The organism is Microcoleus sp. MON2_D5, assembly GCF_036701905.1.
Lineage (GTDB): Bacteria > Cyanobacteriota > Cyanobacteriia > Cyanobacteriales > Microcoleaceae > Microcoleus.
Genome location: NZ_JAUBRM010000010.1, coordinates 12,913 through 38,195, shown reverse-complemented (window position 1 = coordinate 38,195; position 25,283 = coordinate 12,913). Strand labels below are relative to the sequence as shown.

General features: G+C 45.2%; 16 protein-coding genes and 1 tRNA gene. 11 read left to right on the top strand and 6 right to left on the bottom strand.

What is annotated here, in order from left to right; translation table 11 throughout:
• Positions 1-350: 350 nt before the first annotated feature.
• From QUA47_RS05675 to QUA47_RS05655, 5 genes are all read left to right on the top strand, one after another.
• Complete coding sequence (locus QUA47_RS05675; RefSeq protein ID WP_333430017.1) at positions 351-2,825, top strand: peptidoglycan DD-metalloendopeptidase family protein; 2,475 nt, start codon at positions 351-353, stop codon at positions 2,823-2,825.
• Between the two features lie 138 nt (positions 2,826-2,963).
• Positions 2,964-3,036 (top strand) — tRNA-Met (locus QUA47_RS05670).
• Between the two features lie 127 nt (positions 3,037-3,163).
• The gene (locus QUA47_RS05665; protein ID WP_333430016.1) at positions 3,164-3,763 is read left to right on the top strand and encodes a peroxiredoxin; all 600 of its coding nucleotides are present in this window, start codon (positions 3,164-3,166) and stop codon (positions 3,761-3,763) included.
• A 112-nt stretch (positions 3,764-3,875) separates the two neighbouring features.
• Positions 3,876-4,415 (top strand): redoxin domain-containing protein, encoded by a 540-nt coding sequence (locus tag QUA47_RS05660; RefSeq protein ID WP_333430015.1) that lies wholly within the window; start codon positions 3,876-3,878, stop codon positions 4,413-4,415.
• Positions 4,416-4,629: 214 nt separating this feature from the next.
• Positions 4,630-8,679, top strand: a complete 4,050-nt coding sequence (locus tag QUA47_RS05655) for a hypothetical protein (RefSeq protein ID WP_333430014.1) — start codon at positions 4,630-4,632, stop codon at positions 8,677-8,679.
• Between the two features lie 104 nt (positions 8,680-8,783).
• Here the strand turns inward: QUA47_RS05655 and QUA47_RS05650 are convergent, their stop codons facing one another.
• A complete protein-coding gene (locus tag QUA47_RS05650; protein WP_190662089.1) occupies positions 8,784-11,252 on the bottom strand; it encodes an ATP-dependent Clp protease ATP-binding subunit in 2,469 nt (822 codons plus the stop codon).
• A gap of 436 nt (positions 11,253-11,688) precedes the next feature.
• On the opposite strand from QUA47_RS05650, the gene QUA47_RS05645 reads away from it, so the two are divergent.
• Positions 11,689-17,034 (top strand): AAA family ATPase, encoded by a 5,346-nt coding sequence (locus tag QUA47_RS05645; RefSeq protein ID WP_333430013.1) that lies wholly within the window; start codon positions 11,689-11,691, stop codon positions 17,032-17,034.
• Between the two features lie 134 nt (positions 17,035-17,168).
• On the opposite strand, the gene QUA47_RS05640 is transcribed toward QUA47_RS05645, so the two are convergent.
• Together QUA47_RS05640 and QUA47_RS05635 are read right to left on the bottom strand one after the other, a co-directional pair.
• Complete coding sequence (locus QUA47_RS05640) at positions 17,169-17,807, bottom strand: ThiF family adenylyltransferase (RefSeq protein WP_333430012.1); 639 nt, start codon at positions 17,805-17,807, stop codon at positions 17,169-17,171.
• A gap of 31 nt (positions 17,808-17,838) precedes the next feature.
• Positions 17,839-18,675 carry a hypothetical protein gene (locus QUA47_RS05635; RefSeq protein ID WP_242718939.1) on the bottom strand — a complete coding sequence of 279 codons (837 nt, stop codon included), beginning with the start codon at positions 18,673-18,675 and terminating at the stop codon, positions 17,839-17,841.
• A 224-nt stretch (positions 18,676-18,899) separates the two neighbouring features.
• Here QUA47_RS05635 and QUA47_RS05630 point away from each other — a divergent pair, with 224 nt between their 5' ends.
• Both QUA47_RS05630 and QUA47_RS05625 read left to right on the top strand, forming a co-directional pair.
• Positions 18,900-19,268, top strand: a complete 369-nt coding sequence (locus QUA47_RS05630; RefSeq protein WP_242718941.1) for a hypothetical protein — start codon at positions 18,900-18,902, stop codon at positions 19,266-19,268.
• A 242-nt stretch (positions 19,269-19,510) separates the two neighbouring features.
• Positions 19,511-19,855 carry a hypothetical protein gene (locus QUA47_RS05625; RefSeq protein ID WP_333280719.1) on the top strand — a complete coding sequence of 115 codons (345 nt, stop codon included), beginning with the start codon at positions 19,511-19,513 and terminating at the stop codon, positions 19,853-19,855.
• A 169-nt stretch (positions 19,856-20,024) separates the two neighbouring features.
• Here the strand turns inward: QUA47_RS05625 and parA are convergent, their stop codons facing one another.
• Positions 20,025-20,609 carry a ParA family partition ATPase gene (gene parA, locus QUA47_RS05620; RefSeq protein ID WP_242718946.1) on the bottom strand — a complete coding sequence of 195 codons (585 nt, stop codon included), beginning with the start codon at positions 20,607-20,609 and terminating at the stop codon, positions 20,025-20,027.
• A 122-nt stretch (positions 20,610-20,731) separates the two neighbouring features.
• Positions 20,732-21,298 carry a hypothetical protein gene (locus tag QUA47_RS05615; RefSeq protein WP_333430011.1) on the bottom strand — a complete coding sequence of 189 codons (567 nt, stop codon included), beginning with the start codon at positions 21,296-21,298 and terminating at the stop codon, positions 20,732-20,734.
• A gap of 122 nt (positions 21,299-21,420) precedes the next feature.
• Here QUA47_RS05615 and QUA47_RS05610 point away from each other — a divergent pair, with 122 nt between their 5' ends.
• The 3 genes from QUA47_RS05610 to QUA47_RS05600 all read left to right on the top strand — a co-directional run bounded on the left by QUA47_RS05610 (position 21,421) and on the right by QUA47_RS05600 (position 24,496).
• Complete coding sequence (locus QUA47_RS05610; protein ID WP_333430010.1) at positions 21,421-22,434, top strand: hypothetical protein; 1,014 nt, start codon at positions 21,421-21,423, stop codon at positions 22,432-22,434.
• Positions 22,435-22,882: 448 nt separating this feature from the next.
• A complete protein-coding gene (locus QUA47_RS05605) occupies positions 22,883-23,983 on the top strand; it encodes a glycosyl transferase (protein WP_333430009.1) in 1,101 nt (366 codons plus the stop codon).
• Positions 23,984-24,079: 96 nt separating this feature from the next.
• Entirely contained in the window at positions 24,080-24,496 is a 417-nt protein-coding gene (locus tag QUA47_RS05600; RefSeq protein ID WP_333216950.1) for a secondary thiamine-phosphate synthase enzyme YjbQ, read from the top strand.
• On the opposite strand, the gene QUA47_RS05595 is transcribed toward QUA47_RS05600, so the two are convergent.
• Entirely contained in the window at positions 24,483-24,998 is a 516-nt protein-coding gene (locus tag QUA47_RS05595; RefSeq protein ID WP_333216952.1) for a heme-binding protein, read from the bottom strand. The genes QUA47_RS05600 and QUA47_RS05595 overlap by 14 nt on opposite strands.
• Positions 24,999-25,283 lie beyond the last annotated feature (285 nt).

Sequence of the window (25,283 nt, the reverse complement as noted above, 5' to 3'; positions counted from 1 at the left end):
AGGTCTGAACACTATATCTAGTAAATATACGGTTGTTGCCTGTCCGGAAATTAGCATAAAGTCGGATAATAGGTAAGAGTTCAGAGCCTTACGGGAACGAAGATTTTATATATTCGTTCCAGCTATTGCGGTGTAAGGCTTTTGGGGTTAATTGCAGCAGGTTTGACCGAGAATTTTAAAATTTCTGACGGTTTGAGCTTGTCTAAATTTAAAAAGCAAGGTAATCTGGCCTAAGCATGGTAGCTGTCAACAATCAGAATACTTTTGCTTGTTGATTTAAACTCAGCGTCATGCGATCCCCTTGAGTGTTTCCAAGGACAGTTAGCGCTTCTCAGTAGGAGGTCGTTTTTTTGAAACGAACATATCCCCAAATTAAGCCTGTTCAGGCTAGTGAAATCGACAGAGACGGTTCTGCGGAACCATCCAAACAGACAACGCTCAGCACAGGCAGAGTTCGCTCTCTCGCCACGATCGGGCTGGCAATATCGGTAGGTGCTTCTGGCATCCTGCTACCGAGAAATGGAGACAGCGCTCGCGCGTCTGAACTCGCACCGACATCCGAATCCACCGCTGAAGTACAGCCAGTATCGGCCAACGGGCCCGCTACGTCGGCACAAGTTGACGGTTCCAGGGCCGAACAGCCCGGATCACCTTCTGAACCCGCGACGGTTAAGGTGCAGGAGGGGCAAAGCCTTTGGGAGCTTTCTCGGGATTATGAAGTTGAACCGTTGGCACTAGCAACTGCCAACGACATCAAACCCGAGACTCTACTCCAAGTTGGCCAACAGCTCAGAATTCCGACTGCGACGGAAGCCACACCACAACAGAACGCCGGCTATAGCACATCGGCTTCGCTAGATCGCGCAGCGACGGTCAATCCCGAACAAGAGTTAAATCTGACTGGCTCCGAGCCATTGGATAGTGCAGCCATGACAGCGCTGCCATCAACCGCAGCGACCCCGCTGGCCACGACGGTACCGGAACAAAGTTCGATCGACATCCCGAATGCAGACGGGGCGATCGACAGTTTGAAAAAACAGGAAAACCGCACCACAGAATCGGGTCGAACTATGTTCGGGTCGGAGGGGGGAGCAAATTTATCTACACCTGCGGCATTTTTGCCCGAGTCAGCACCGACGCTGACCTCCCCCGGATATGCAACTGGGACAACTATTCCTGACCTCGATGCCACACCTGTAATTCCCAATTCCGGGGGAGGTCAAGCAGCATCGCCCGATCGAGCATTCGAGTCAATTGAACAGTCTTTGGCAACACCCAGTTTGCCCTCGGCTGTGGTAGTCCCCCCTGCGGGAAGTACCGCCGCGCCGGCTGAGGCTCTCTACAGCGTGCGTCCGGGAGATACCCTAGATGCGATCGCCAAAGGTCACGGCGTATCGCCCAAAGATCTGATCTCCGTCAACAAGCTCGGCAACCCCAACTTGCTGAATGTCAATCAACGGCTCAAAATTCCCCAAGTAGGGTTTAAAAATCCAGGGGTGGAGGCGGCAGCCTCTTATTCTGCATCCAACTCTACATCTGTCTGGTCGGCGACTTCGGTTCCCGCATCTTTGAACCCCAGCTCGTCTACTTCGGAAATAGCCGGTGCTGGCGTTGCAGCACCCGCTCCCACAGTGCCTGTTGTCTCTCCCCTGGAGAACCTGGAAGGTCTGAACAATATTTCAGCGCCGATGGTTCCTCAAATTAACAGCATTCCGCTCACTCAAGTTTCCCAAACGATTCGCGATCCAGGGAAGCTGGCTCTTCAAGGCGAACCAACATTTACAGGTGCAGTTGACACCAGTGCCCTGCCTGGGCCAGCCAGTGCAACTGCTACCGCCATAGCTACGGGAGAATACCCGCAGCCGATCAGCTTCGTGGCAAATACTAGCGCCCCGGCTTCAAATGCCGATCCAACTAGCGCTTTACCAGAGTCGAATTCGGAGGCTCTCCCTACCGCAGAAGCTCTCAACCCTTATTCCGAACGCTTGAGGGCAGAAGTTGTCAGGCTGCGAGAGGAATATCGCGCCTCGCGCAATTCGATCGGCGCCAATGCGGTGTCCCTGACTCCAACTGACGGGCCCTCGGTCAACCCGTCTGAGGATATGCCAAGTGTCAATCCATATCTCTACACCCCCGACTATACTGAGGCGGTGCAGAATGAAATCAGCAGACCGCCATCGAGAGCGTGGTCTGAGCAGGTTCAGAAGCAGCAGCAAGAGCGTTTAGACCCCGCTCGCGCAGCCGAAATGCAACCGATAAACCTGACGCCGACCTCTGCTCAGCAGCAGCCTATGGTAGCAACTGCTCCTTTGGGCTCTGACGGTTACGACCCCCTAAGCAACCCGTCTTTGGGACGCATGGTTTCTCCGGAATTGCCCCCGCTTTCGAACCCTGATACTTATCTGCCTAACGGCAAACAACAGTCGGCTAGCGGGTTTATTTGGCCATCTAAGGGCGTTCTTACTTCTGGCTACGGTTGGCGGTGGGGACGGATGCACAAAGGAATTGATATTGCAGGGCCGATCGGCACGCCAATTGTGGCAGCATCAGACGGGGTGGTTACCTATGCTCAGTGGAACGACGGCGGCTACGGGTATTTGGTGGAAATTACCCATCCTGACGGCACTGAGACTGTCTATGCCCACAACAGCCGAATTTTGGTGCAAAAGGGTCAGAGAGTTGCTCAAGGGGAACAAATTTCAGAAATGGGCAGCACTGGCTTCAGTACCGGGCCACACTTGCACTTTGAAATTCATCCCGCCGGACAGGGTGCTATCAATCCAATGGCTTTGCTGCCCGACGATGCGTCCAGCGCTTCTCGGTAACGACTGGTCGAAAGTTATGGGTTTTGAATGATTACCAAAACTCATAACTTTTACTGTAAGTCATTAGAAATAGTGTTGCTTGAAAAGAAGACATAGCTAGCCCTACCGTGCTACGATAGTAAATCGTGAAGTAGATTTGGCTCAGTGGCGCAGTGGTTAGCGCAGGGGACTCATAAGCCCAAGGTCGCAGGTTCAAATCCCGCCTGAGCCATTATTTAATCAAAAAAACTGCGCTCTCAAATTTGAGAGCGTATTTTTTTTGATTGAGCGAGAAGATACTTGTAGTCGTTATGAGTATGATATATTTGTAACAGTTCGTAAAACAGGAAACAAAATCTATGACCAGTGAATGCCTCCGGGTTGGTCAAGCTGCACCCGATTTCGCAGCAACAGCCGTAGTGGATCAGGAATTCAAGACAGTTAAACTGTCAGACTATAAAGGCAAAAAGTATGTAGTCCTGTTCTTCTACCCCTTGGACTTCACCTTTGTGTGCCCGACTGAGATTACAGCATTTAGCGATCGCTTCGAGGACTTCAAGAAAATCGATACCGAAATCCTCGGCGTATCCGTTGACAGCGAATTCTCTCACCTCGCTTGGATACAAACAGACCGCAAATCAGGCGGTGTCGGCGACCTCAACTATCCCTTAGTTGCTGACCTCAAAAAAACAATTAGTTCAGACTACAACGTCCTCGACCCAGAAGCAGGCGTTGCCCTCAGAGGTCTGTTCATCATCGACAAAGAAGGCATCATCCAGCACTCTACTGTCAACAATCTTGCCTTCGGCCGCAACGTGGACGAAACTCTCCGTACTCTGCAAGCTATCCAACACGTCCAGTCTCACCCCGATGAAGTTTGTCCCGCTGGCTGGCAGCCCGGTGACAAGACTATGACTCCCGATCCTGTCAAGTCTAAGGTATTCTTTGCTGCGGTTTAAGCAGATTATATTTGTAGGGACCCGGCAGGCTCGTGTCCCTACCCGCAGCGGCATTCATTTAACCGGATTTTTAATTAACAATTAGCAATTAGCAATTACCCAATTAGGACATATGCTGACTTCTACTAATTTTAGCGGCTTGTTAAATGAGCGGTTTTTCCAAAATTTATTGCCTGTTCCGGCGAGTAATGTTCTGAAGCTGGGACAGATGACGCCTGATTTTGAATTGCCGGATATTAATAATGGCAAATTGGTGCGGCTGTCGAATTATCGGGGCGATAAGCCGGTAATTCTGGCTTTTACGCGGATTTTTACAGAAAAGCAATATTGCCCTTTCTGTTTTCCTCACATTAAAGCTTTGAATGAAAACTGGGAAAAATTTGCCGATCGCAATATAGAATTACTGATGGTTGCCAGTACCGACGATCGCCAAAGCCAAATTGTGGTTAGAGATTTAGGCTTGAAAATGCCTCTGCTTTCCGATCCAGGCTGTAAAGTATTTCGGGCTTATCAAGTCGGTCAGGCTTTAGGTGCTCCTTTGCCTGCTCAGTTTGTTTTGGGTGCAGATGGAAAACTCCTCTTCAAACATTTGTTTTCTTTCATAGACCACAATGCTAGTGTGGACACTTTGCTGCAATATGTCGATCGGTAAGGACACCGCTACGGTGCCCTAATTTGAAGTTTTTCACCGCTGATGTACGCTGGTTTAGGCCCATCAGCGGGATTTTTTTATCGGTTGACACTGGCTGCAACAGATATTTAGTCATAAATACTTATTGTGCCAATTTCAATGGCGGAATGTTGCTATGTTCGCTCGACATTAATCTAGGCTATAGCTTGAAGGTACTTAGTACAAGTTTAAGCCAATGTCGTCTCCCAAAGATCGATCGAGCAAAATTGAATTGAGCGTCTTAGCATCGCATCCTGAGTTGTTGACAGGTTTAGATGCGTGGCTGCGGCTAGGTTTACTTTCGCCCGCTGAGGTTGAGGAATTGTGCCGACAGTATTTAGTCTGCCCACTCAGAGATCCCTCTGTAGACCTTTCTGAAATTGAGAACCCGCGAGCTCCTATTGCCGAGCCAAAAGTACCTGCCTTATCAACGCAAAAAGCAGTACCTAGCAGCAGAGAAAGCGTTGCTAGGCCGACAGAAACTACTCAAACCCCTAATTTTATCGGTCAAATTTTGCAGTCGCTAATGGCAGAAATTAGCGTGGTGTGGCTGTTGTTTTTAGGAGTGTTCATGGTAGTTGTGTCCTCTGGAGTCTTAGCTGCCAGTCAGTGGGAAAGATTTCCTGCCGCCGGACAATATGGAGTTTTGTTAGCTTATACTTTAACTTTTTGGGCGATTAGCAGTTGGGCCAACAGACAGCTTAATTTGCACTTGACTGCTCAAACTTTGCAAGAAGTGACCCTGTTGCTAGTGCCGATCAATTTTTGGGCGATGGATACTTTTGGATTGTGGCGGTATCCTTGGGATTGGGCGGTAGCAATCGCAGCGGCACTTATTTTGACTTGGATAACTGCCCGGATTATAAAAGATCAATATCAAAGCTTTTCAGGAAAAAACATCACTCGCTCGATCGCCTTAAATCACTTGGGATTGAGTTATTTGCACTGGGGGTGGGCATTGGCCGGCTTTTCCCTGGCTGCGGTTTATTTAGGTACAGTGGGAACTGCTGCTGCTAGAGTTTATCAAGTTCAGCAACAACGATTGCAATCTATCAAACGCGGAGAAAATACTGAAACATTCGCCGCTGCTTTTAGTTTGAGCCGAGATTTTCTGACTTACAAAAAAGCGGCTTTAGTAGCTTATTCCTTAGGAATTTTACTGGGTCGGGCGATATTTGTCAAGGAGGTAAATATCGCTGAAATGGGTTTAGCTTTGGCGATTTGTGGCGTGCTTTTAGCATGGCTAGATTGGCAGCAACCCCGGCAATCTGGAACTATTAAAAACAATATATCCGGCCAGCCAAATCCCAGCAACTTTTTTAACGGGCAATTAGCGGGAGGGGGTTTGTTGGGTTTGGGATGGCTGGTTTGTTTTCGCCAAATTCCGCTACAGGCGATCGCAGTTAGCGGATTGGCTGTTTGGTTTTTTTATAACCGTTTAGTGCGGTTTGGGCAAGAGTTTGATTTGCTAATGCTTGAGGCGGTGGGACTTCAGAGTATTTGGCTGTTTTGGCGAGTGCTTCCTTTAGGGATTAAAACACAAGTTGTGGCCTTTTTAACTCAGCTTACAAACTCTCAGGAAACTCCTTGGGCTTTTTGGGGTGTTCTGCTGTTGCCTTATTTAATTTTAATGGTAAGTGTGGCGCAGTGGCTCTACCGCAAGCGAAAGTTTCAACTTGCCAGTTTTGGCGAAAACCTTGCTCTCGGTTTGGGGAGTGCTTTAACTGTTATTAGTTTTGTCAATCCGTTTTGGCGATCGCTCAATTTATTAGTCTCTACTTTAATTTTAGGTTGGATCACTTGGAAATACGTAATTCCCGATAATTCCCGGCGAGTTTCGATGCCGGCTTTTGCGGCTGAACAACCGGGAAATCCGGCAATTTTGGTTCCCATAACTCACATTATGGGTTTAGGCGCGATCGCTTCGGCAATTGACTTATTTTTCCCAAACCTGACACCCAATATTTGGTCGGCAATATTATTAATATTCATGGCGAGTGAATGGGTATTTTTTGTCTGGATAAAAGCGGCGAATTTCCGAGAAAATTCTGCATTTTTCCGCTGGCATCCTGCATGGTTCCAAAGTTCCTGGTATCTGGGCTTAGTATTAGCAGGTTTCCGCTTTATTTTGTTGCAAAATTATGTAATTGCGGGTACTGCCACTCATCGCCCTCAGTGGAGTTTGCTCTGGCTGGCTACTCCTTTGGCTTTGACTGCTGTTGCTAAATATACTGAGGTTCCTCACCAACGAGTTGCCAGTACCTTTAGTATGATCGCCCTAATATTCGCACAATTTATAATTTTTATTTTTCCGGGATATCGGTTAATTGGTTTGGGGTTGGCAGCCGTATTAATGTTGGTTAATACTTACTATTTAGTCGAGTTACCAGCGGCTGCAATAGGAGTGGGATTTGGCTTTAGTTTCGTAGCTGCGGTGATTTATGAATTAGGTTTTGTGTCGGGTTGGGATTGGGCCATTGCTGGGGCGATCGCTCTTTTTTCTCTGTGGTTGCTTCGCAGCATAATAGTTCGTTTTTCCAACCGTTTGTCTGAGCCTTCTCCATTAGGTGAAATTTACGATCGAGCTTTAGATGGGTGGGCAATCTTACTGGCAGGCTTGCTGTTAACAACTATTACTTTTTATTCCTATGAACTCTACGCAGGCAGTACCTTGAGTTCCTCGCCCTCTGCTGAAGTTTTGGCTGCTATTTTGGTGATAATGGCTGCGATAATTTTCCGAAGTTTACGCCAACTTTCCCCTCTGGCAATTTATGCCTTGGCTTGGAGTTTGGAGTTGTTGACAGCAGTCGGTTTGAGTTTTGTCGATCGCACTACGATTAATTTAGCAGTTGCTAATATCGCTCTCGGATTGTTTACTCAATTGTTGGGGGATTGGTGGCGGCGCCGCCACCGCGCTCAAACAATTTTACCTAGCATTCATTTTATACCTTTGGTTTACGGGGTATTGGGTTTAACTTTCCGATCGCACACTTTGACGAATTGGACTGGTTTAACTGTGTTGGGGGCGTCTTTAATTGCGATCGGTATTGGTAGGCGGGAGCCAGAATTCAAACCTTTGGTTTATTTAGGATTAATTGGCGTGTCCGTTGCTGCTTACGAATCGCTACTATATCAACTTTTTCAAACACCAGGAGGAGCTTTTGGCGATGGCATAATTGTCCTGGCCACTCTCGGCACAACTTTAACATATATCTATCGCATTTTATCTCCTTGGCTCAGTAATTATTTACATTTAACCAATGCTGAACTAAAAATTTTTGCTCACCTGCACTGGGTTTTGAGCAGTTTGCTCCTGATTTGGGCTTCTGCCTATGATATTAAATCTGGCTTAAGTTTAGGATTAGTCACTGGTGCTTTATTAGTTCAATATGCTTTCTTGCAAGGGCGAAATAATCTCTATCGCCAATGGGGAGAAATTTGGATTTACTTGGGCTGGCTAGAAGCCTTTGGCATCCGGCTTTATTGGATCAATACGCCTTTAGTTAAGTATATTTCCGGGCCGCTGGGGCCTTGGAAAGTTGCCCTCGCTTCTCTATTAGCTTATTTCATTTACATTTTGCCTTGGGACAACTGGGGTTGGTCAAAAAAACCTTGGCAGGTAATTGCTTCGCTGATTCCAATAGTTACTATTTTGGAAAGTCCGTATAAGTTTTATCCGATCAGCTTGCTGATAGCTGCCGCCTTCTATGTTTTCCTAGCTTGGGAAAGGCAGGAAGTCCGTTTTACCTATGTGAGTGTGGCGATAATTGACTGGATAATGCTGCGGTGGTTCTGGCAAATAGGATTGACTCAGCCAGAGTTTTATGTTACTCCTTTAGGACTTTCTTTACTTTACATTACTCAGTTCGATCGTACTCTCAAATTACCAGCAGAAAAACCGCTGCGCCACACTCTGCGAATGCTTGCAACTGCGCTGATTTGCGGGATACCTCTTTTGACTCAGCAAAGCCACGGTTTGCTTGCGGGAGCTTTTAGTTTGGCGGCTATTGCAGCGGGTTTAGCGCTGCGAGTTCGGGCGTTTTTGTTTGTGGGAACGGCTGTATTTTTAATCAATGTTTTCTATCAGTTGGTGGTTCTCATATTCGATTATCCGCTGATTAAATGGGCGATTGGTTTGGCTTTTGGGATTGTGTTTATCTGGATTGCTGCTACTTTTGAAACTCGGCGCGGTCGCATTTCTGCTTTTGTGCAGCATTGGGTTGAGCAATTGCAATCCTGGGATTAGATTCATCGATAAGTTGCTTTTTTTTACTGGTATTTAATGAAAAACCCGGTTTCTCAGAGAAACCGGGTTTTTAATCAACAGTATTTATCCGTCTGTAGAGGGCATTAATGGCTCAAAGCGAATTCTGGCAATTTAGGCTCAGATGGACCATCGGGCACTACCTTAACCTGACCGTTTTCATCCACATCAACGATCGCCTTTTGGCCGTCTTTCAGCTTCCCAGACAGCATTTCCTCAGCCAGTACATCTTCCAACAACCGCATGATTGCGCGGCGCAAAGGTCGAGCACCGTAGCTGGGATTGTAGCCTTCTGTAACTAACAAGTCCTTGAACCGGTCCGTCACCGACAAAGTAATACCCTGTTCGGTTAAGCGGCTGAAGACTTGCTGCAACATGATGTCCGCAATCTGCTTGACTTCTTCCCTGTTCAACTGGCGGAAGACGATAATCTCATCCAAGCGGTTGATAAATTCGGGACGGAAAACCTGTTTCAGTTCTTCGTTTACCAAGCTGCGAACGCGGTTGTACTGACCGTCTGCGGCACTTTCAGCAAACTCGAAACCGAGACCGCCGCCACCTTTTTCAATCACTCGCGAACCGATGTTGGAGGTCATGATCAGCAGTGTATTCTTAAAGTCTACTGTTCGACCTTTAGCATCCGTCAAGCGGCCGTCTTCCAAGATTTGCAGCATCATGTTGAAGACATCCGGGTGAGCTTTTTCGATTTCGTCGAACAAGATGACCGTGTAAGGACGGCGCCGGACTGCTTCTGTTAGTTGGCCACCTTCGTCGTAGCCGACGTAACCGGGAGGCGAACCGATGAGTTTAGAAACCGTGTGGCGTTCCATGAATTCGGACATATCTAACCGAATCATGGCTTCTTCGGAACCGAAGAAATAAGTTGCCAATGCTTTTGTAAGTTCCGTTTTGCCGACGCCTGTGGGGCCGGAAAAGATGAAACTGGCGATCGGGCGATTGGGATTTTTCAAGCCTACCCGTGCGCGACGGATAGCCCGAGAAACTGCGCTGACAGCTTCTTCTTGACCGATCAAGCGCTGGTGCAAAGTATCTTCCATGTGCAGCAGCAATTCCGATTCGGATTCTGTCAGCTTGCTGACTGGTACTCCCGTCCAATTAGCCACGATGTGGGCGATGTCTTCTTCGGTGACGATGGGAGAAGTTTTGAGCTGACTTTTATTGATCGTAGCTTCGGCGATTTCGGCTTCAATTTCTAATTCGCGATCGCGCAATTTTCCAGCTTTGTCGAAGTCTTGCTCGCGCACTGCTGCATCTTTTTCTTTTGTTACAGCAGGCAGTTGCTTTTTGAGTTCTTTAACTTCGGGCGGGGTTTGTGAATTCATCACGCGGACGCGGGAACCTGCTTCGTCAATTAAGTCGATCGCCTTGTCTGGCAAAAACCGATCATTAATGTATCTGTCTGACAGTGTAGCCGCTGCTTCTAAAGCTGCGTCGGAAATTGTCAGTCTGTGATGCTGTTCGTAAGCCGATCGCAACCCGTACAATATTTCTATTGTTTCAGCCACGCTCGGTTCACCGACTTTGATCGGTTGGAAGCGGCGTTCTAAGGCAGCGTCGCGCTCGATGTGCTTACGATATTCCTCCAAGGTAGTTGCGCCGACACACTGCAATTCGCCTCTAGCAAGGGCTGGTTTGAGCATATTGGAGGCGTCCATGCTGCCTTGAATTGCGCCTGCACCGACTAAGGTGTGAATTTCATCGATGACCAGAATGATGTTGCCGGCAGCGCGAATTTCGGCCATGATTTTCGTTAGCCGTTCCTCAAATTCGCCGCGAAACTTTGTACCAGCAATCAGCGAACCCATATCGAGGCTGATTACTTGTTTGTCTTCTAAAATTTCCGGGACGTTTCTATTAACAATCCGCTGGGCTAGGCCTTCGGCGAGGGCGGTTTTGCCTACTCCCGGTTCGCCTACTAACACAGGATTGTTCTTCGTGCGGCGACCGAGCACTTGGATCACGCGCTCGATTTCATTTTCGCGGCCCACCACGGGATCGAGTTTGCCTGCTGCAGCTAACTTGGTCAGGTTTGTGCCGAATTCTTCTAAAGTCGGGGTTTTGCGATCGCCGCTATCTCCCCTACCTCCGGGTACCGCCGCGACTTCTCCCACGGCACGAATTACCTGTGTGCGGACTCTCTGGCGATCGATCCCCAAGTTTTGCAGCACCTTCGCCGCCACCCCTTCATCGTCCTGAATCAGCCCCAGCAGGATGTGCTCGGTACCGATGTAATTGTGGCCTAACTGCCGCGCTTCGTTGAGCGCCGTCTCAAAAATGCGCTTGACGCGGGGCGTAAAAGGAATTTCAGGCGGGAGGAACCCGGAACCTCTACCGATGATATTTTCGATTTCATTGCGCGCCTCTTTCAAGTTGAGGCCCATATCCAGTAATACTTTTGCAGCGATGCCAGTGCCTTCGCCGACGAGTCCCAGGAGGATTTGCTCAGTGCCTACAAAATTGTGGCCGAGGCGCCGCGCTTCCTCTTGGGCTAGCATGATTGCTTTAATGGCTTGTTCTGTAAAGCGTTCAAACATATTTTTTCTATCCTACTGTCTGGGCGAGGGCTGTATCGCTGCTGGTGAGGAGCGATTTGGAACACTACACAAATTATAGATGTAAATTTTTGTGTATTTCGTTCTCTAACAATGTATCTTGCTAAGGGAGGAGGGACAGTGGGGAGAGCCGAATAGTAGGGGTGTGGTTGCCGTCCGCTGTCGATCGGATATTAATTGAGAATAATAGTAGCAAAATGGCTTGATTGCATGAATACTATCATTTTATGTACAAATTGTATTCTTGTTCGAGCAAATAAAGCTTGATTTTTGTTGGCCTAAGTACATGGTTGAATTAAGCATATAACAGTTGCCATGTCAAGACTTTTGACGGTTGAGGGTGGTCGTACCGTCAGCCAACAGTCAACAGCGAACAGCGACTCGAATCAGATATATTTGCAACTCTCCGGAGAACTCCATGCAATTTCTCTCGCAATACCAAATCCACTCCACTCTCCACGAAGGTATCGAAACAATTATTTATCGAGGACAAATCCCCACCCACCAGGATACAACCGTACTCAAAATCCTGAAAGCTGAATATCCCACCCTTGATGCAATTACCCGGATCAAGCACGAGTATCGCATTCGCCAACATTTAGACCATCCGGGCCTCGTTAAAGTCATTAGCCTAGAAACCTTTGACAACCGTCTCGGCTTGCTTTTAGAAGACTTTGAGGGCGAATCTCTCGATCGCCTCATGTCGAGAAAAAAGCTCGAAGTCATCACCTGTTTGAGGTTTGGCATCCAACTCATAAAAACCTTAGAATATCTACACCTTCAAAAAATTATTCACAAAGATATTAAGCCGAGTAATATCATCATCAACAGCCAAACAGAAATTATTAAACTGACCGATTTCGGGATTGCTTCACGATTAACCAAAGAAAATCCCCAAATTAATAATATTAACTCGATCGTCGGTACTTTTGCTTATATGTCTCCCGAACAAACCGGGAGAATGAACCGCACCCTAGACTACCGCACCGACTTTTATTCTCTCGGTATTACCTTATATGAAATGCTGACAGGTCAATTACCATTTATGAGTAACGACCCGTTAGAGATAGTTTACAGTCACATAGCATCTCAAGCAATTGTACCCCATCAAATTAATTCAGAGATTCCACCAGCCATCTCACAAATTGTGATGAAACTGATTGCCAAAAATGCCGAGCAGAGATATCAAAGTGCGGGCGGATTGCTGGCAGATTTAGAAATTTGTTTAAATCAGTTAGAAACTACCGGCAAGATAGTCGATTTTACGCCGGGAAACTTAGATATATTGAGTCAGTTGTTGATTCCTCAAAAATTGTACGGTCGGGAAACACAAATCAGTCAACTATTAGCAGCATTTGAACGTGTAGCTAATCCTTGCGAGGAAATTTCTTCTGCTTCCCAAATTGAACTGATCTTAGTTTCTGGTTATGCAGGTATAGGCAAATCGGCCGTAGTCAGCGAAATCCAAAAACCCATAACCCGACAGCGGGGCTATTTTATTTCAGGTAAATTTGACCAATTCAAGCGGAATATACCTTACGCATCTTTAATTCAAGCTTTTCAATCTTTGCTCCAGCAGTTACTTGCTGAAAATAGCAAAAAAATACAAGATTGGCAACATCAACTTTTAGCCGCACTAGGCAATGCCGGACAAGTAATTATTGACGTGATTCCCGAACTAGAATTGGTAATTGGCAAACAGCCTGCCGTTCCCGAACTTGCCCCCACAGAAGCACAAAACCGCTTTAACAGGCTATTCAAAGAATTTATCCACGTATTCGCACAAAAAGAGCATCCATTAGTCATATTTCTCGATGACTTGCAGTGGTCAGATTCAGCGACCTTGAAATTAATGGAATTGCTGGCAACTGACCCAGACAGCAAATATTTACTATTAATTGGAGCCTATCGAGATCGTGAAGTTAGCTCTACCCATCCTTTAATGCAAACAGTAGAGTACCTTGAACAAACGGGGACGATTATCAACAAATTCGTGCTGGAACCTCTTTCTTTAGCCCAGGTAACTGAGTTAATTTCGGAGACGTTGAATGACTCAGAAAGAATTCACCCCTTAGCGGAGTTAATTTGGAATAAAACTGGTGGTAATCCTTTTTTCGTGACGCAATTGCTTAACACTCTTTATCAAGAAAAACTTTTGAAATTTGACTTTACCCGGCTGCTGCCTACCGGAATAAAAGGGCAGTGGCAGTGGAACATTGAGGAGATTCAAGCTATTGGTATTACAGATAAGAGTGTAGTTGAACTGGTAGCCAGTCGGATTCAAAAACTGCCCGACGTTACACGAGAAGTTTTGAAATTAGCCGCTTGTGTAGGGGACAATTTCACTCTTGATGTTCTCTCTACTGTCAACGCAAAATCTCCATCAGTCACTGCGACGGAACTCTGGGATGCTTTGCAAGCGGGGTTAATACTTCCATTGAATGAGAGTTACCTTATTCCTTTATTTTTAGAGCGAGAATCAGCCGTTAATTTAAATTTCAATTCTTCGCGAGTCGGCTATAAATTCTTGCACGATCGCGTCCAGCAAGCTGCCTATTCGCTGATTCCTGATGATGAAAAGAAAGCCACTCATCTTAGCATCGGTAAATTGCTACTTGAAAATACGCCACCCGATAAAGTAGAAGAGAGAATTTTTGATATAATTAATCAGTTGAATGTAGGAATTGATTGTCTCACCCGCCAATCAGAAAAAGATGAATTAGCAGGATTAAATTTAATGGCTGGGCATAAGGCAAAAGCAGCTAACGCTTACGAACCCGCTGTTAAGTATTTGAATGTGGGAATTTCCTTATTAGCACCTGATAGCTGGGTTCGCAACTATGACATGACGCTGCGGCTGTATGTAGAGACGCTGGAATCGGAATATTTAAACACCAACTTTGAGCAAGCAGAAGTTTTGGCAGAAGTGGTTTTGCGATCGGCTAAAAACCAGCTTGACATAGTGAAAGTGTATCAGCTAAAGATCCTCTTTTATCAGGCTCAAAGCCAGATGCTAAAAGCGGTTGAAACAGGTCTAGAAGTGCTGGAAATGCTGGGAGTAAACCTATTAGATCAGCAAACCATTGCAGTGCCAAAATTGCCGCGAATTGAGGAATTAGAAAACCTGCCAGTTATGACAGATCCTTATCAACTGGCAGCTATGGAAATCCTGACAGCCCTCTATCCTCCTGCTTATATTGCCAAACCAGAAATTGTGTCTTCCCTCGTCTTGACTATGGTCAATCTTTGTATTGATCGCGGTCATTCAGCATTAGCTACTTTTCCCTATACTCTTTATGGAACGATCCTATGCGGCAGCGAAGGCGACATCGAAGCTGGCTACTACGCTGGACTAATCGCTTTAAAGCTGCTAGAACAATTTAATGCTACCCAACAGAAAGCTAAGGTTTCTGTAATGTTTAATGGTCATATAAGAATCTGGAAAGAGTCTACTAAGAATACACTTGCTTCCTTTCTAGAAGGAAGGAGTTTTGGTTTGGAAAGTGGTGACTTAGAATGGGCAATTTATAATTCTAAGCACTATATTGCCAATTTATTCTTGGTAGGAGAACCCCTAGATTTTGTCAAAGAAAAACAAACCCTTTATATGGAATTTTTGATAAAAAATAAACACGAATTTGCCATAGGTTATGCTAAAATTTGGCAAATAATTGCTTCAAGTTTAAGAAGCAAAACAGCAGACCAATTACGATTAGTTAGCGGCAGGTTGGATGAACCTGCTGTGATGTCGCGTTGGCAGAAAGAAAATAATCGAATGTCGCTGTTTGCAGCTTATGTTGCTAAATTGATGCTGCTTTATTTATTTAAAGATTATGCTCCGGCTGTTGCCCACGGTAAATTAGCGGCAGAATACGCAGATGGGGCGATCGGCTTAATCACTGTTGGGGTACACAATTTCTACTATTCGCTGGCCCTCCTCGCTCACTATCCTCACAGTGACAATCAAGAAGCATCCCTAGCTATTGTTAACTCTAATCAGCAACTTATGAAAAAGTGGGCGTACCATGCGCCCATGAATTATCAGCATAAATACGAGTTAGTCGAAGCCGAAAAAGCGCGAGTTATTAACGATAAACTTGCCGCCATGGATTATTATGACTTAGCTATTAAAGGAGCTGCTGCTAACGGTTACATCCACGAAGAAGCATTAGCTTATGAATTAGCTGGAGAGTTTTATCAATCTTGGGATAAAGAGATAAGTGCTCGAGCTTATCTGACCAAAGCTTATTATGCTTACATCCGCTGGGGAGCTACAGCCAAAGTTAGAGACTTAGAATCCCGTTATCATTATTTAGCTGAGCGCCATCAAGACGCAATACATAAAAATGTTATCAGCACTGCCAAAACTACTATGAACAATAGTTTGGTGCTGGATTTTTCAACAGTTGTCAAAGCATCACAAGCTGTTTCGAGCGAAATTATTCTCAGCCGTTTGCTAGAGAAACTCGTACAGCTTGTAAAGGAAAACGCAGGCGCTCAAAAAGTATTATTTCTTGCCAAGACAGGTAATCAATTCTTCATAGAAGCTGGACTTACAGGTCAGTTTAATGATGTAAGCGTGTTACAATCTCTCCCGATTGCCGAATCCGAGTTCCTCCCACTTTCATTGATTAACTATGTAGAAAGAACCCAAAAATACTTGGTTTTAGATGATGCTACCCGAGCCGATCAATTCCAATCCGACCCTTATATTGTGACCAATCAACCCCTCTCTATCCTAGTATTGCCAATTATCCATCAAGGCAACCTTACGGGAATTTTTTATTTAGAAAACAATTTAACAAAAGGTGCTTTTACTAGCGACAGGCTAGAAATTTTGGGAATCCTGTCTGCACAAGCAGCTATTTCTCTAGAAAATGCTCGTTTTTATAGTATTCTGGAAACGCGAGTAGCCCAAAGAACTGAAAATTTGCATACTGCATTGGAAGAACTTCGCCACACTCAATTGCAGCTAATTCACAGTGAAAAAATGTCCAGTTTAGGGCAAGTGGTGGGGGGAATTGCTCACGAAATTAATAACCCGATTAACTTTATTTATGGAAATTTATATTACACCAACGAATACGCTGAAAACTTACTAAATCTACTACGTTTATACCAAAATAATTATCCAAATCCTGTGCAAGAAATAGTACATGAAACAGACCAAATAGATTTAGATTTTTTAATGAATGATTTCACTAAAATGATCGATTCAATGAGAGTGGGCGCTGCGAGAGTTCGCGATATTGTGCTGTCGCTGCGAAACTTTTCTCGGCTAGATGAATCAGATAGAAAATGGGTTAATATCCACGAAGGGATGGACAGCACGTTGATGATTTTGGATCACAAATTACTTAATATTCAAGTGATCAAGGAGTACGGCAATTTGCCTTTAGTGAACTGCTATCCGGGAGAAATTAATCAGGTATTTATGAATGTACTGACCAATGCGATTGATGCTTTTTGTCGCGAAAGAGGGAGTGAAGTTGACTCGAAACACACTCCGACAATTCAGATTTGCACACAAGTCGCCGAAGGAAATCAAGTAGCGATTCGCATTGTTGATAATGGTGTGGGGATGAATTCGGAGGTGCTGGGTAAAATATTCGATCCGTTTTTTACTACTAAACCGGTAGGTAAGGGGACTGGTTTGGGATTGTCTATCAGTTATCAAATTGTGGTAGAACAGCATGGAGGAAAGTTAATTTGCAAGTCGGAACCTGGAGAGGGCAGCGAGTTTACTATACTGTTGCCGTCTTGATGAATTAAAGCCATCGTGAAAGCAACTGTTCAATTACTTCCACAAAGCCGATCGCACATTTGGCTTGACGATTAACCTCAGTTTGCAAAAAATGCAAATCGCCAGTTAATACATTAGGTAACTAACTTCATAGTTTACAGTATAAGCGGCTTAATTGCAAAGTCGCCCAACGTTACCGTAAAACTCTGCTGCTGTTTAGCGGCGGCAAAATTAATAATAACTTCACAAGCAACAGCTACTGTTAGCATCACCAAGTTTCTCGCTAGCGGATAATCGCAAATGTCATCATTTGCAGGTGAAGGAACGCGATAGTGCTGGTTCCAAATTACTTCCCCATAATCAGCCGCTAAACCAACGTGGAGACAGGGTATTGATGTGCTAGCACACCAATCTTTCACCGCTTGCCGCCCTACGCTATTATCAAAAGTATCTACTATTAGTCCGCTGTTGGCAAGTAGTTGAGCTGCATTCGTCGCTGTTAGTTCTTTTGACTGTGCATCAACTTTAACCCCCAAAGCACGGTACAGGTTATTAGCGAGAATTTTTGCTTTGAATGCGCCGACATCTGAGCGATAATAAGGTTGAGTGGATAAGTTGCGCTCCTCAATGCGATCGCGCTCGATAACCTTTAAATTTTCAAACCCAGAACGCGCCAAATTTTCCGTAACATTCGCACCCAAAGCGCCAGCGCCGCATACGGTTACGGGCAACTTTTTCAACTGCGCCATAGTTGCGGGAGTGCGGTAAAGTTGCTCGTGAAAAAAGATAGACATAATGGCTAATTGCTAATGGCTAAATCCTGACTTATCTAGCTTCAATTACTCCCACTAATGATTGTAAATCAAAGTTTCTGTCTAGTCCGCTAAGACAGATGCCAGCGCTGACAACTGTGAGGTCATTTTTGGCGATCGCACTCGTATGGCGATCGCCATTTCCCGCCGTCCACTCGATCAGCCAATAATCATCGCGATCGCGAAACTCCCGCAACTCGCCGCCACCCATTTGTAACGCCTCCCGCAAGCGATTTTCATCCCGCCTTTGCTGAAACTTTTCACTAAACTCCTCCGTCTGCTGTGCCACCAACTCGTAGACAGTACGCATCTTTGGTGTCATCCCCTTAAAGCGGATTTCTTGAGGAGAAATCACCTTGTTTAAACCTTTTCTCAATTCCTCAGATGGCAGCGGATCGGCACGGCGATCGATATCCTCAAACCACCAAGATTGACCATCCCACCTAGCAATAATTGGCTCAAAACTAGCGCCGTCATTTACTAAATGCACAGGTAGAGGTTTAGCAACACCAAAGCGCTGTTTAGCATCGGATTCATTAACAGGATAAGCCAACCAAGTTTGACCCTGCAAAGCGCCAACCAATTGCAAGCGAATTGGCACCAGCAGTTGCAAATACTCTGTCAGTTGTGGCAAACTTGGTTCTTCCACCACCTCAGCAATCTTTTCATTAACTGGCTGAAAAATACCCCAACCTTCAAAGTTTCGGGGCTTTGGTTTGAAAGTACAAACCATTCCAGCTACCCTTGTCCGCACCCGCCCCCCGCGCGTACAAGGCGCGAGAAACTTAGTGTCGCACAAGTGTGTTTCCTGTGCAGCCAGTTGGCTTATGAGATTGCGGATATCTGCCACTGCGTTTACCTCCCGACTCCCTTAAAAAATTTCGTAAATCAAATGTTGATGTAAGTAATCCGGCATAAATAAAGTAAACAACCGAAAAACTGAAATTTTTGCCCCAAAAGGCTTTGAGAATTTTGGATTGTAACTTTATAAAAGTTCACATCCTTAGTAAAAGTTATATACTATAATAAAGATTAACACACTAAAAATATTAACTTTCAAGGAACAAGTGCATAATGTTGGTAAAATCTTTCCATCGCGGCATCCTAGCAGCAGCCCTATCGCTTCCAATCATTTCATTTAGTATCCAGAGTGCCCTAGCTGAATCTATTTCCTTTACTCTTATTAACAGAACCAGCCGCAATCTACTAGAGTTTTATGCTGGCTATCCTTCTGAACGGGAATGGGCGGACGATATTTTGGGAAGAGATGTACTCGCGCCCGGAGAATCGGCGACCATTACGATCGGGAATGCTCACGAAGACTGTCGCTACGACTTTCTAGGTGTGCTCGGTCCCAGTGATGACGGAAGCGTTGGTCGCGGAGAATTAATACAGACTAACGTCGAGGTTTGCGATGGCGGCACTTACGAATACACCGACTAAACGAAAACCACTATTAAGATGGGGGCATCATTGTCGCTTTAAGAGAAATTGCTAAGCGATTGCAACCCATCCACGCAGGTTTCTATAAAGAAACCTGTTTTTGTCACAGGAAATAATATACTGACCAAATTTCAATAAATTGAAAAATCAAACGATTGCATTCAGGAAATTTTTGTGTTAGGCTAGAGTTTAAAATCCTAGAAGTTACGACCAATCATCTCAATACAATGGAAAAACAGATTATGACTACTCCAATATTTTTAAAGGTGGCAGTTGCGATCGCAGGTGCAACTCTGAGCTTAGGGTCTATTCTCGCTAACCCAACTAAAGCAGAGGACTACAAATTTACAATTGAAAATAACACAGACGTAGCTATTAGCAAAGTGTTGGTAGCTCAAGACGGGGAGAGTTGGGTGCCCTTTCATATCGAAAGTAACATTCCTCCTCATGGTGACGGAGAGTTAATTTGGGGTAATGTCGCTGGCGAAGATTGCAGCCAGTGGTTAAAAGTAGGGTTTGTGGACGGCACTATGTCAGAGGCGGTGAAATTTGACTTTTGTGCCAATCCTGAGATAGTCATTAACTAAAGGTTAAGCTGTTAAGTGGCTTAAAAATCTAGTTTATGTGAAAGCTGAGGTGATGTAACTTCAGCTTTTTGTATTAATTTATTTATTGAAAATAATTATTTAAGCCTACAATCAATTCAAAGTTTTAGGATGTTGGAGTCCCCCTCTAATTTCTGGATAGGGCTTATTATTAAAGCTCTAAATTGAGCAATTCTTCTACTAGCAATTTGATTTCAGTGGCAGCTAGTCCTTTAGGCTCTGTTTCCAATACAGTACAGCCAATGCCTGCGGATTCTGCAAAGGCAACTCGCTGACAAATGGCTGATTTTAAAACTGGAATTTTATAGCCAGAAAGGGCTTCTACTACATCCTTAGCAATGGATGTATTGACTATTTTACGATTAATTAAAAATACTGACTTCAGCCAATTTTTATAGACAGAAGCTTCTTGGATCAGGCTAATAACTTTCTCTGTTGCCCAAACATCGTAAGCAGAAGGTTGAACGGGGATAAGTACCAGATTGGAGGCCATAATTGCAGAACGCGCTAGGTCTGAGACTCTGGGCGGCCCGTCAATGATCACATGATTATAACTTTTCGCGATCGCGGGTAAATCGCGGTGGATGGTAGGGCGATCTAAACCGACAACGGAGAAGGGTATTTCGCTGGTTCTAACGGCTGCCCAATGTACTTCATAAACCTGGAATACGCTGTAAGATAGCGAGCTTTCCGCGAACCCTCCAAAAACGAGATGCGAGCGTGCACAATGCCTCAATAGTCACGCACCATAGCTCTATCTTCACCTCTGGCTCACATACTTGCCGGAGAAATCATGAAAACTTAAAAAATGTACTTTTTGGGAGCGTTTGCCTTTTTAACTATTACAAGTTGCTACTTTTAAAGCCATCGTGAAAGCAACTGTTCAATTACTTTCACAAAGCCGATCGCAATTTGGATCAATGGCCAACCCACCAGACAAATTAACACAGCCCAGCGAGTTTTAATATCCAAACCTTGGCGAACCGCCACAATTACAGCTAGCAAACTCCAGACAGCTAATATCCGCTCTATTCCTTCTCCCAGCAAGGGAATTAACGTTAAGAAATTCAGCACTTGGGGGGCGTAAGCAAAGCCGATCGGAACCAACAACTCCCTATAAGTTACGTGACCCGGTTTCAGCCACCCTCCGATTTTAAAGATAGTGAAAGTCCAAAAATAATAACCCCCTGCGACTGCCAAACCATCTATCAAAAGTGCTAAAAATAACACTGATGGCTCAGTTCGGTTGATTAACAAGATGACGGCACTGCCCAACACGCGGGAAAGCGCTGCTAAAATTACAATCGTTAAAGCTATCCGCTTAGTTCTGCGAGTGTAGGGAGTTTTTTCGTAAAAATTGCCGTTCAAAGAAAGTGCGTTCCAAAGCGTTGCCCCCAAACCTGCAATTGAATCTTCTCCCTTCACGTTTAACTCCTGCTCCTCAAGATAGTTGACAACTTTTACAAAATAAGCTCTAATACAGCAGAATCACCGAACAATTTCTAGGTAATTAGGTAATTAATTGGCATTCTACCAGATTTTATTAAATGCTAAGATTGATTTTGCGGATACTTGCGTGGTTGCGCGGGGGAAGTTTAAATTTGCTGATCGTCGCAGGTGTAATCCTGATAATTTGGGGCATTCTTTCGCCGGTGGGGACTGTTATATGGTGGCTGAATCAAAGTGCCCAAACTTTGGGTATCAAGAAAAATCCGCCGGAGATATTGCCCTCTAAGAAGGGCAATCTAGAAGCGCGTAAGTCTTCGCAACTCAATTGTTATATCATCTTTTTACCGGGAGTTGGCGATTTTTCGGGGGATGAATTAACCCCTGGTGAAGAGTTGTTTCTCAAGCGTTTAGTTAAAAGTCACCCGCAGTGCGTAGCAGTGGGCGATGTTTTTCCTTATTCAGCGTCTAACAAAAGTTTAGGAGGAGAGCGGTGGCTAGCTCCTTTTTGGCGGTTTGCAGAACAGGCAAAAAGCGGGCCGATTGCGGGGGATATATTCATCAAAATTCGCAATCTCTGGAGGTTTGCAATTTCTCTAGATTATCGCTACGGCTTTGCATACAATCAGGGACTGGCTAATGCAATTATCGAGCGCATGAATGCTCAATCTCCCCTTTCAGTTAATTCTAAACAACCTTTGAAAGTTATTTTAATTGGCACTAGCGGCGGCGCACAAGTTGCTTTGGGTGCTACTCGCTATCTTAAAGAATGGCTGAAGGCAGAAATTACGGTTGTTTCGGTTGGGGGCGTGTTTTCGGGAGTAAATGGTTTTACAGAGGCCAATCGCATTTTCCACTTTCGCGGCACTCGCGATTCAATTGAGGATATTGGCGGCATAGTTTTTCCGAGTCGCTGGTACTGGTACGCGACTTCTCCTTTCAATCAAGCTCGTTTGCAAGGCCGTTATGCAGAAGCTTTGAGTGGCCCTCACAAGCACGACGGCGATGATGGATATTTTGGGGAAAACCTGACGGCGGACGGTAAAAAGTATGTAGATATAACCCTGGACAAGATTAATCAATTGCCTGTTTGGTCTGAGGGCGCGTCCGATTGATGGGTTCGGGCATATTCGATGCCTATACAATTATAATTAAGTTAGGAGGAAAAATTTTAGTTTTAATTTATTCATAAAGAGAGGAGTGGCGGCCATCATTAAAAACTAATTTTATTAGAGTCAATAATAATAAAACTCTTCTGGGCAGTTGCTCAGAGCAACGCCAGGAATATATAGCAATCCTTGCTGCAGTCGTAAATTTTTGACCCCACCCCAACCCTCCCCTTATCAAGGGGAGGGAGTAAGAAATTCACAAATGATTTAGGATGGCTATACAAGTTAAATACACAACCGCTTAGTCATTAGTCATTAGTTATTAATTGTGTCATTGTTCGTTGTGCGTCGCTTGAAGCTTCGCCTTGTTGGCTTCCCGTCTCTACCTCCAATTCCCGATGCCCGATGCCCGATGCCCGATGCCCGATGCCCAATTCCCCATTACTAATTATCAATGTCTCGACCAACATTATATATTGCCATCACGAATCATGGATTCGGCCACGCTGTCCCAGTCTCCTCCGTAGCTGCAAAAATTCAAGAGTTAAATCCAGATATTTTACTAATTATTACAACAACTGCACCTCGCTGGCTGCTAGAATCTTACATTGGCGGCGACTTTATCCACCGTCCCCGCGCTTTTGATGTCGGAGTCGTGCAAGCTGACAGTTTGAATATGGATAAAGACGCGACACTGGAAAAATTGCGGGAAATTCGGAAAAAGCAAAATTCGCTAATTGCAAGCGAAGTTAATTTTATCAAGCAAAATCGGGTGGGTTTGGTGCTGGCCGATATTCCTCCTTTGGCAACGCGAATTGCGGCATCGGCTGGGGTTCCTTGCTGGATGATGGCCAATTTCGGGTGGGATTTTATCTATAGAGATTGGGGCGGGGAGTTTGCAGAAATGGCCGATTGGATTGCTGAATGTTTCGGAATGTGCGATCGGCTTTTTCGTCTTCCTTTACACGAACCGATGCCAGCTTTCCCAAATATTCAAGATGTTGGCTTAACTGGCGGCAATCCTCGCTACAGTAACGAGCAAGTTCGGGAAGTATTCGGAATAGAAACACCGCTGGAAAAAACTGTATTGCTGACTTTCGGCGGACTGGGTGTAGAGGACATTCCTTATCAAAATTTACAGCTATTTAGCGACTGGCAATTTATCACTTTTGATGCTGGATGTCCCGATTTGCCGAATTTGATTAAAGCCACAAATCAGGAGTTTACAAAATCTCTCCCGAGTTTACCGCGTCCGGTTGATATTATGCCTGTCTGCGGGCGCTTACTTTCTAAACCGGGATACAGCACTTTTGCGGAAGCTTTGCGCTTGGAAATACCTATTATTTCTATAATGAGAGAAGGTTTTGCAGAATCTCCGGTGTTGCTGGAATGGCTTCAAAATTATGCGGAACATCAAATTGTGACGGCGGCGGAGTTTTTTGAGGGGGATTGGGAGTTTTTGCGACAACCGCTGCATCCGCCCCGTTTGTCGGATAAATTGGATAAAAATGGTACGGAGGCGATCGCCCAAGCTGTTGTAGACTATTTTTCATAAGTGCGATTAGAAATCGATCTTACACAAACAAAGTCTACCTCCGCCGACTGAAGACTTTTGCCTCAGTCTCATCCAAAATCTCAAATCTAAAATCGAATGAATCACTATCAACAGATACTCAAGATTCAAACTACAGGGAAATCTCTGTGCAAAATCACTCCTAAGATAGAAGAGGCGGTGGCGACTTCAGGTATTAAGACGGGACTTTGTAGCTTATTTTTGCGCCATACTTCTGCTAGTTTGGTGATTCAAGAAAATGCTGACCCAGATGTACTTAAGGATTTGGCTAACTTTTTGGCTAAACTGGTACCGGAGGGCGATCGCTACATTCACGATGCGGAAGGCCCAGACGATATGCCGGCACACATTCGCACTGCGCTGACTCATACTTCCGAACAAATCCCGATCGATCGCGGTAGGTTGCTGTTAGGAACTTGGCAGGGAATTTACCTGTGGGAACACCGCCAGCGGGGTCACATTCGCGAATTAGTTGTTCACGTCAGCGGCACTTGATCGGAATTTGTACCTCGCTGATTTTAGTTGCTTCCGGCGTCATCGGGGAATTGTAAAAAAAGCGGCGCGGCGGCCCGACTATTTCGTATTCGGGATGTTCTTGAAGCCAATCTTTGAGTTTCTGGAGGTTATTTTCGTAGCTTTCCCAAGTGTAGGCCCCGCGCACGCCGATGCTGACAACCGTCATCGGCGAAGTATCTGTGACTTCTACAGCGGAGTTAACGCTGCTGGGGGCGATATTTGGTGCGGGATAGAGGAACGAAACTTTTGCTTCGGGAACCGCATCGATTTGCCCGGAAGTTTCGGTGTAGCGCGCTTCTACTGGCGTTGTCATCGCAATTTGGTTGTTGCTGATGTGTTGAAATAAGGGATTGAAGGCGATGCCAGTTGCTTGTCGCAAATCGCCCGCGTGGGTGTAGGTGACAGCGCGGTAGTGAGGATATTGCTTAACTTCTATGACTCCAATCTGTGCGGGTTCAGGAAATCCAGTAGGTAATACCATTTGAGATTTAAAAGTTTAGATTTTACGTTGAAGAATGGGGAAAGACTGACTCCGCAAGGGTTTGGAAGTTGCTTGCAGTTGCATTATTTTTGACAACTGGTATAAATAGGCTGAGATTGTTTGCAGACAATCGTTCAGGCGGCACAATTAGTTTAGCAGTTATTTAAGGCGCTGCTAACTGTCCATCGCCTAGAATTAATTTAGAGATTATTAATTAACCTCGTAATAATACGGACGGCACCGAGTAAGCAGAGAAACATTAATCTAGTTGTGCTTGAAAAATTA

Coding starts and splice junctions, on each gene's coding strand:
- QUA47_RS05665 (WP_333430016.1), top strand. CDS start 3,164: ATGACCAGTGAATGCCTCCGGGTTGGTCAAGCTGCACCCGATTTCGCA.
- QUA47_RS05660 (WP_333430015.1), top strand. CDS start 3,876: ATGCTGACTTCTACTAATTTTAGCGGCTTGTTAAATGAGCGGTTTTTC.
- QUA47_RS05655 (WP_333430014.1), top strand. CDS start 4,630: ATGTCGTCTCCCAAAGATCGATCGAGCAAAATTGAATTGAGCGTCTTA.
- QUA47_RS05650 (WP_190662089.1), bottom strand. CDS start 11,252: ATGTTTGAACGCTTTACAGAACAAGCCATTAAAGCAATCATGCTAGCC.
- QUA47_RS05645 (WP_333430013.1), top strand. CDS start 11,689: ATGCAATTTCTCTCGCAATACCAAATCCACTCCACTCTCCACGAAGGT.
- QUA47_RS05640 (WP_333430012.1), bottom strand. CDS start 17,807: ATGTCTATCTTTTTTCACGAGCAACTTTACCGCACTCCCGCAACTATG.
- QUA47_RS05630 (WP_242718941.1), top strand. CDS start 18,900: ATGTTGGTAAAATCTTTCCATCGCGGCATCCTAGCAGCAGCCCTATCG.
- QUA47_RS05625 (WP_333280719.1), top strand. CDS start 19,511: ATGACTACTCCAATATTTTTAAAGGTGGCAGTTGCGATCGCAGGTGCA.
- QUA47_RS05610 (WP_333430010.1), top strand. CDS start 21,421: ATGCTAAGATTGATTTTGCGGATACTTGCGTGGTTGCGCGGGGGAAGT.
- QUA47_RS05605 (WP_333430009.1), top strand. CDS start 22,883: ATGTCTCGACCAACATTATATATTGCCATCACGAATCATGGATTCGGC.
- QUA47_RS05600 (WP_333216950.1), top strand. CDS start 24,080: ATGAATCACTATCAACAGATACTCAAGATTCAAACTACAGGGAAATCT.
- QUA47_RS05595 (WP_333216952.1), bottom strand. CDS start 24,998: ATGGTATTACCTACTGGATTTCCTGAACCCGCACAGATTGGAGTCATA.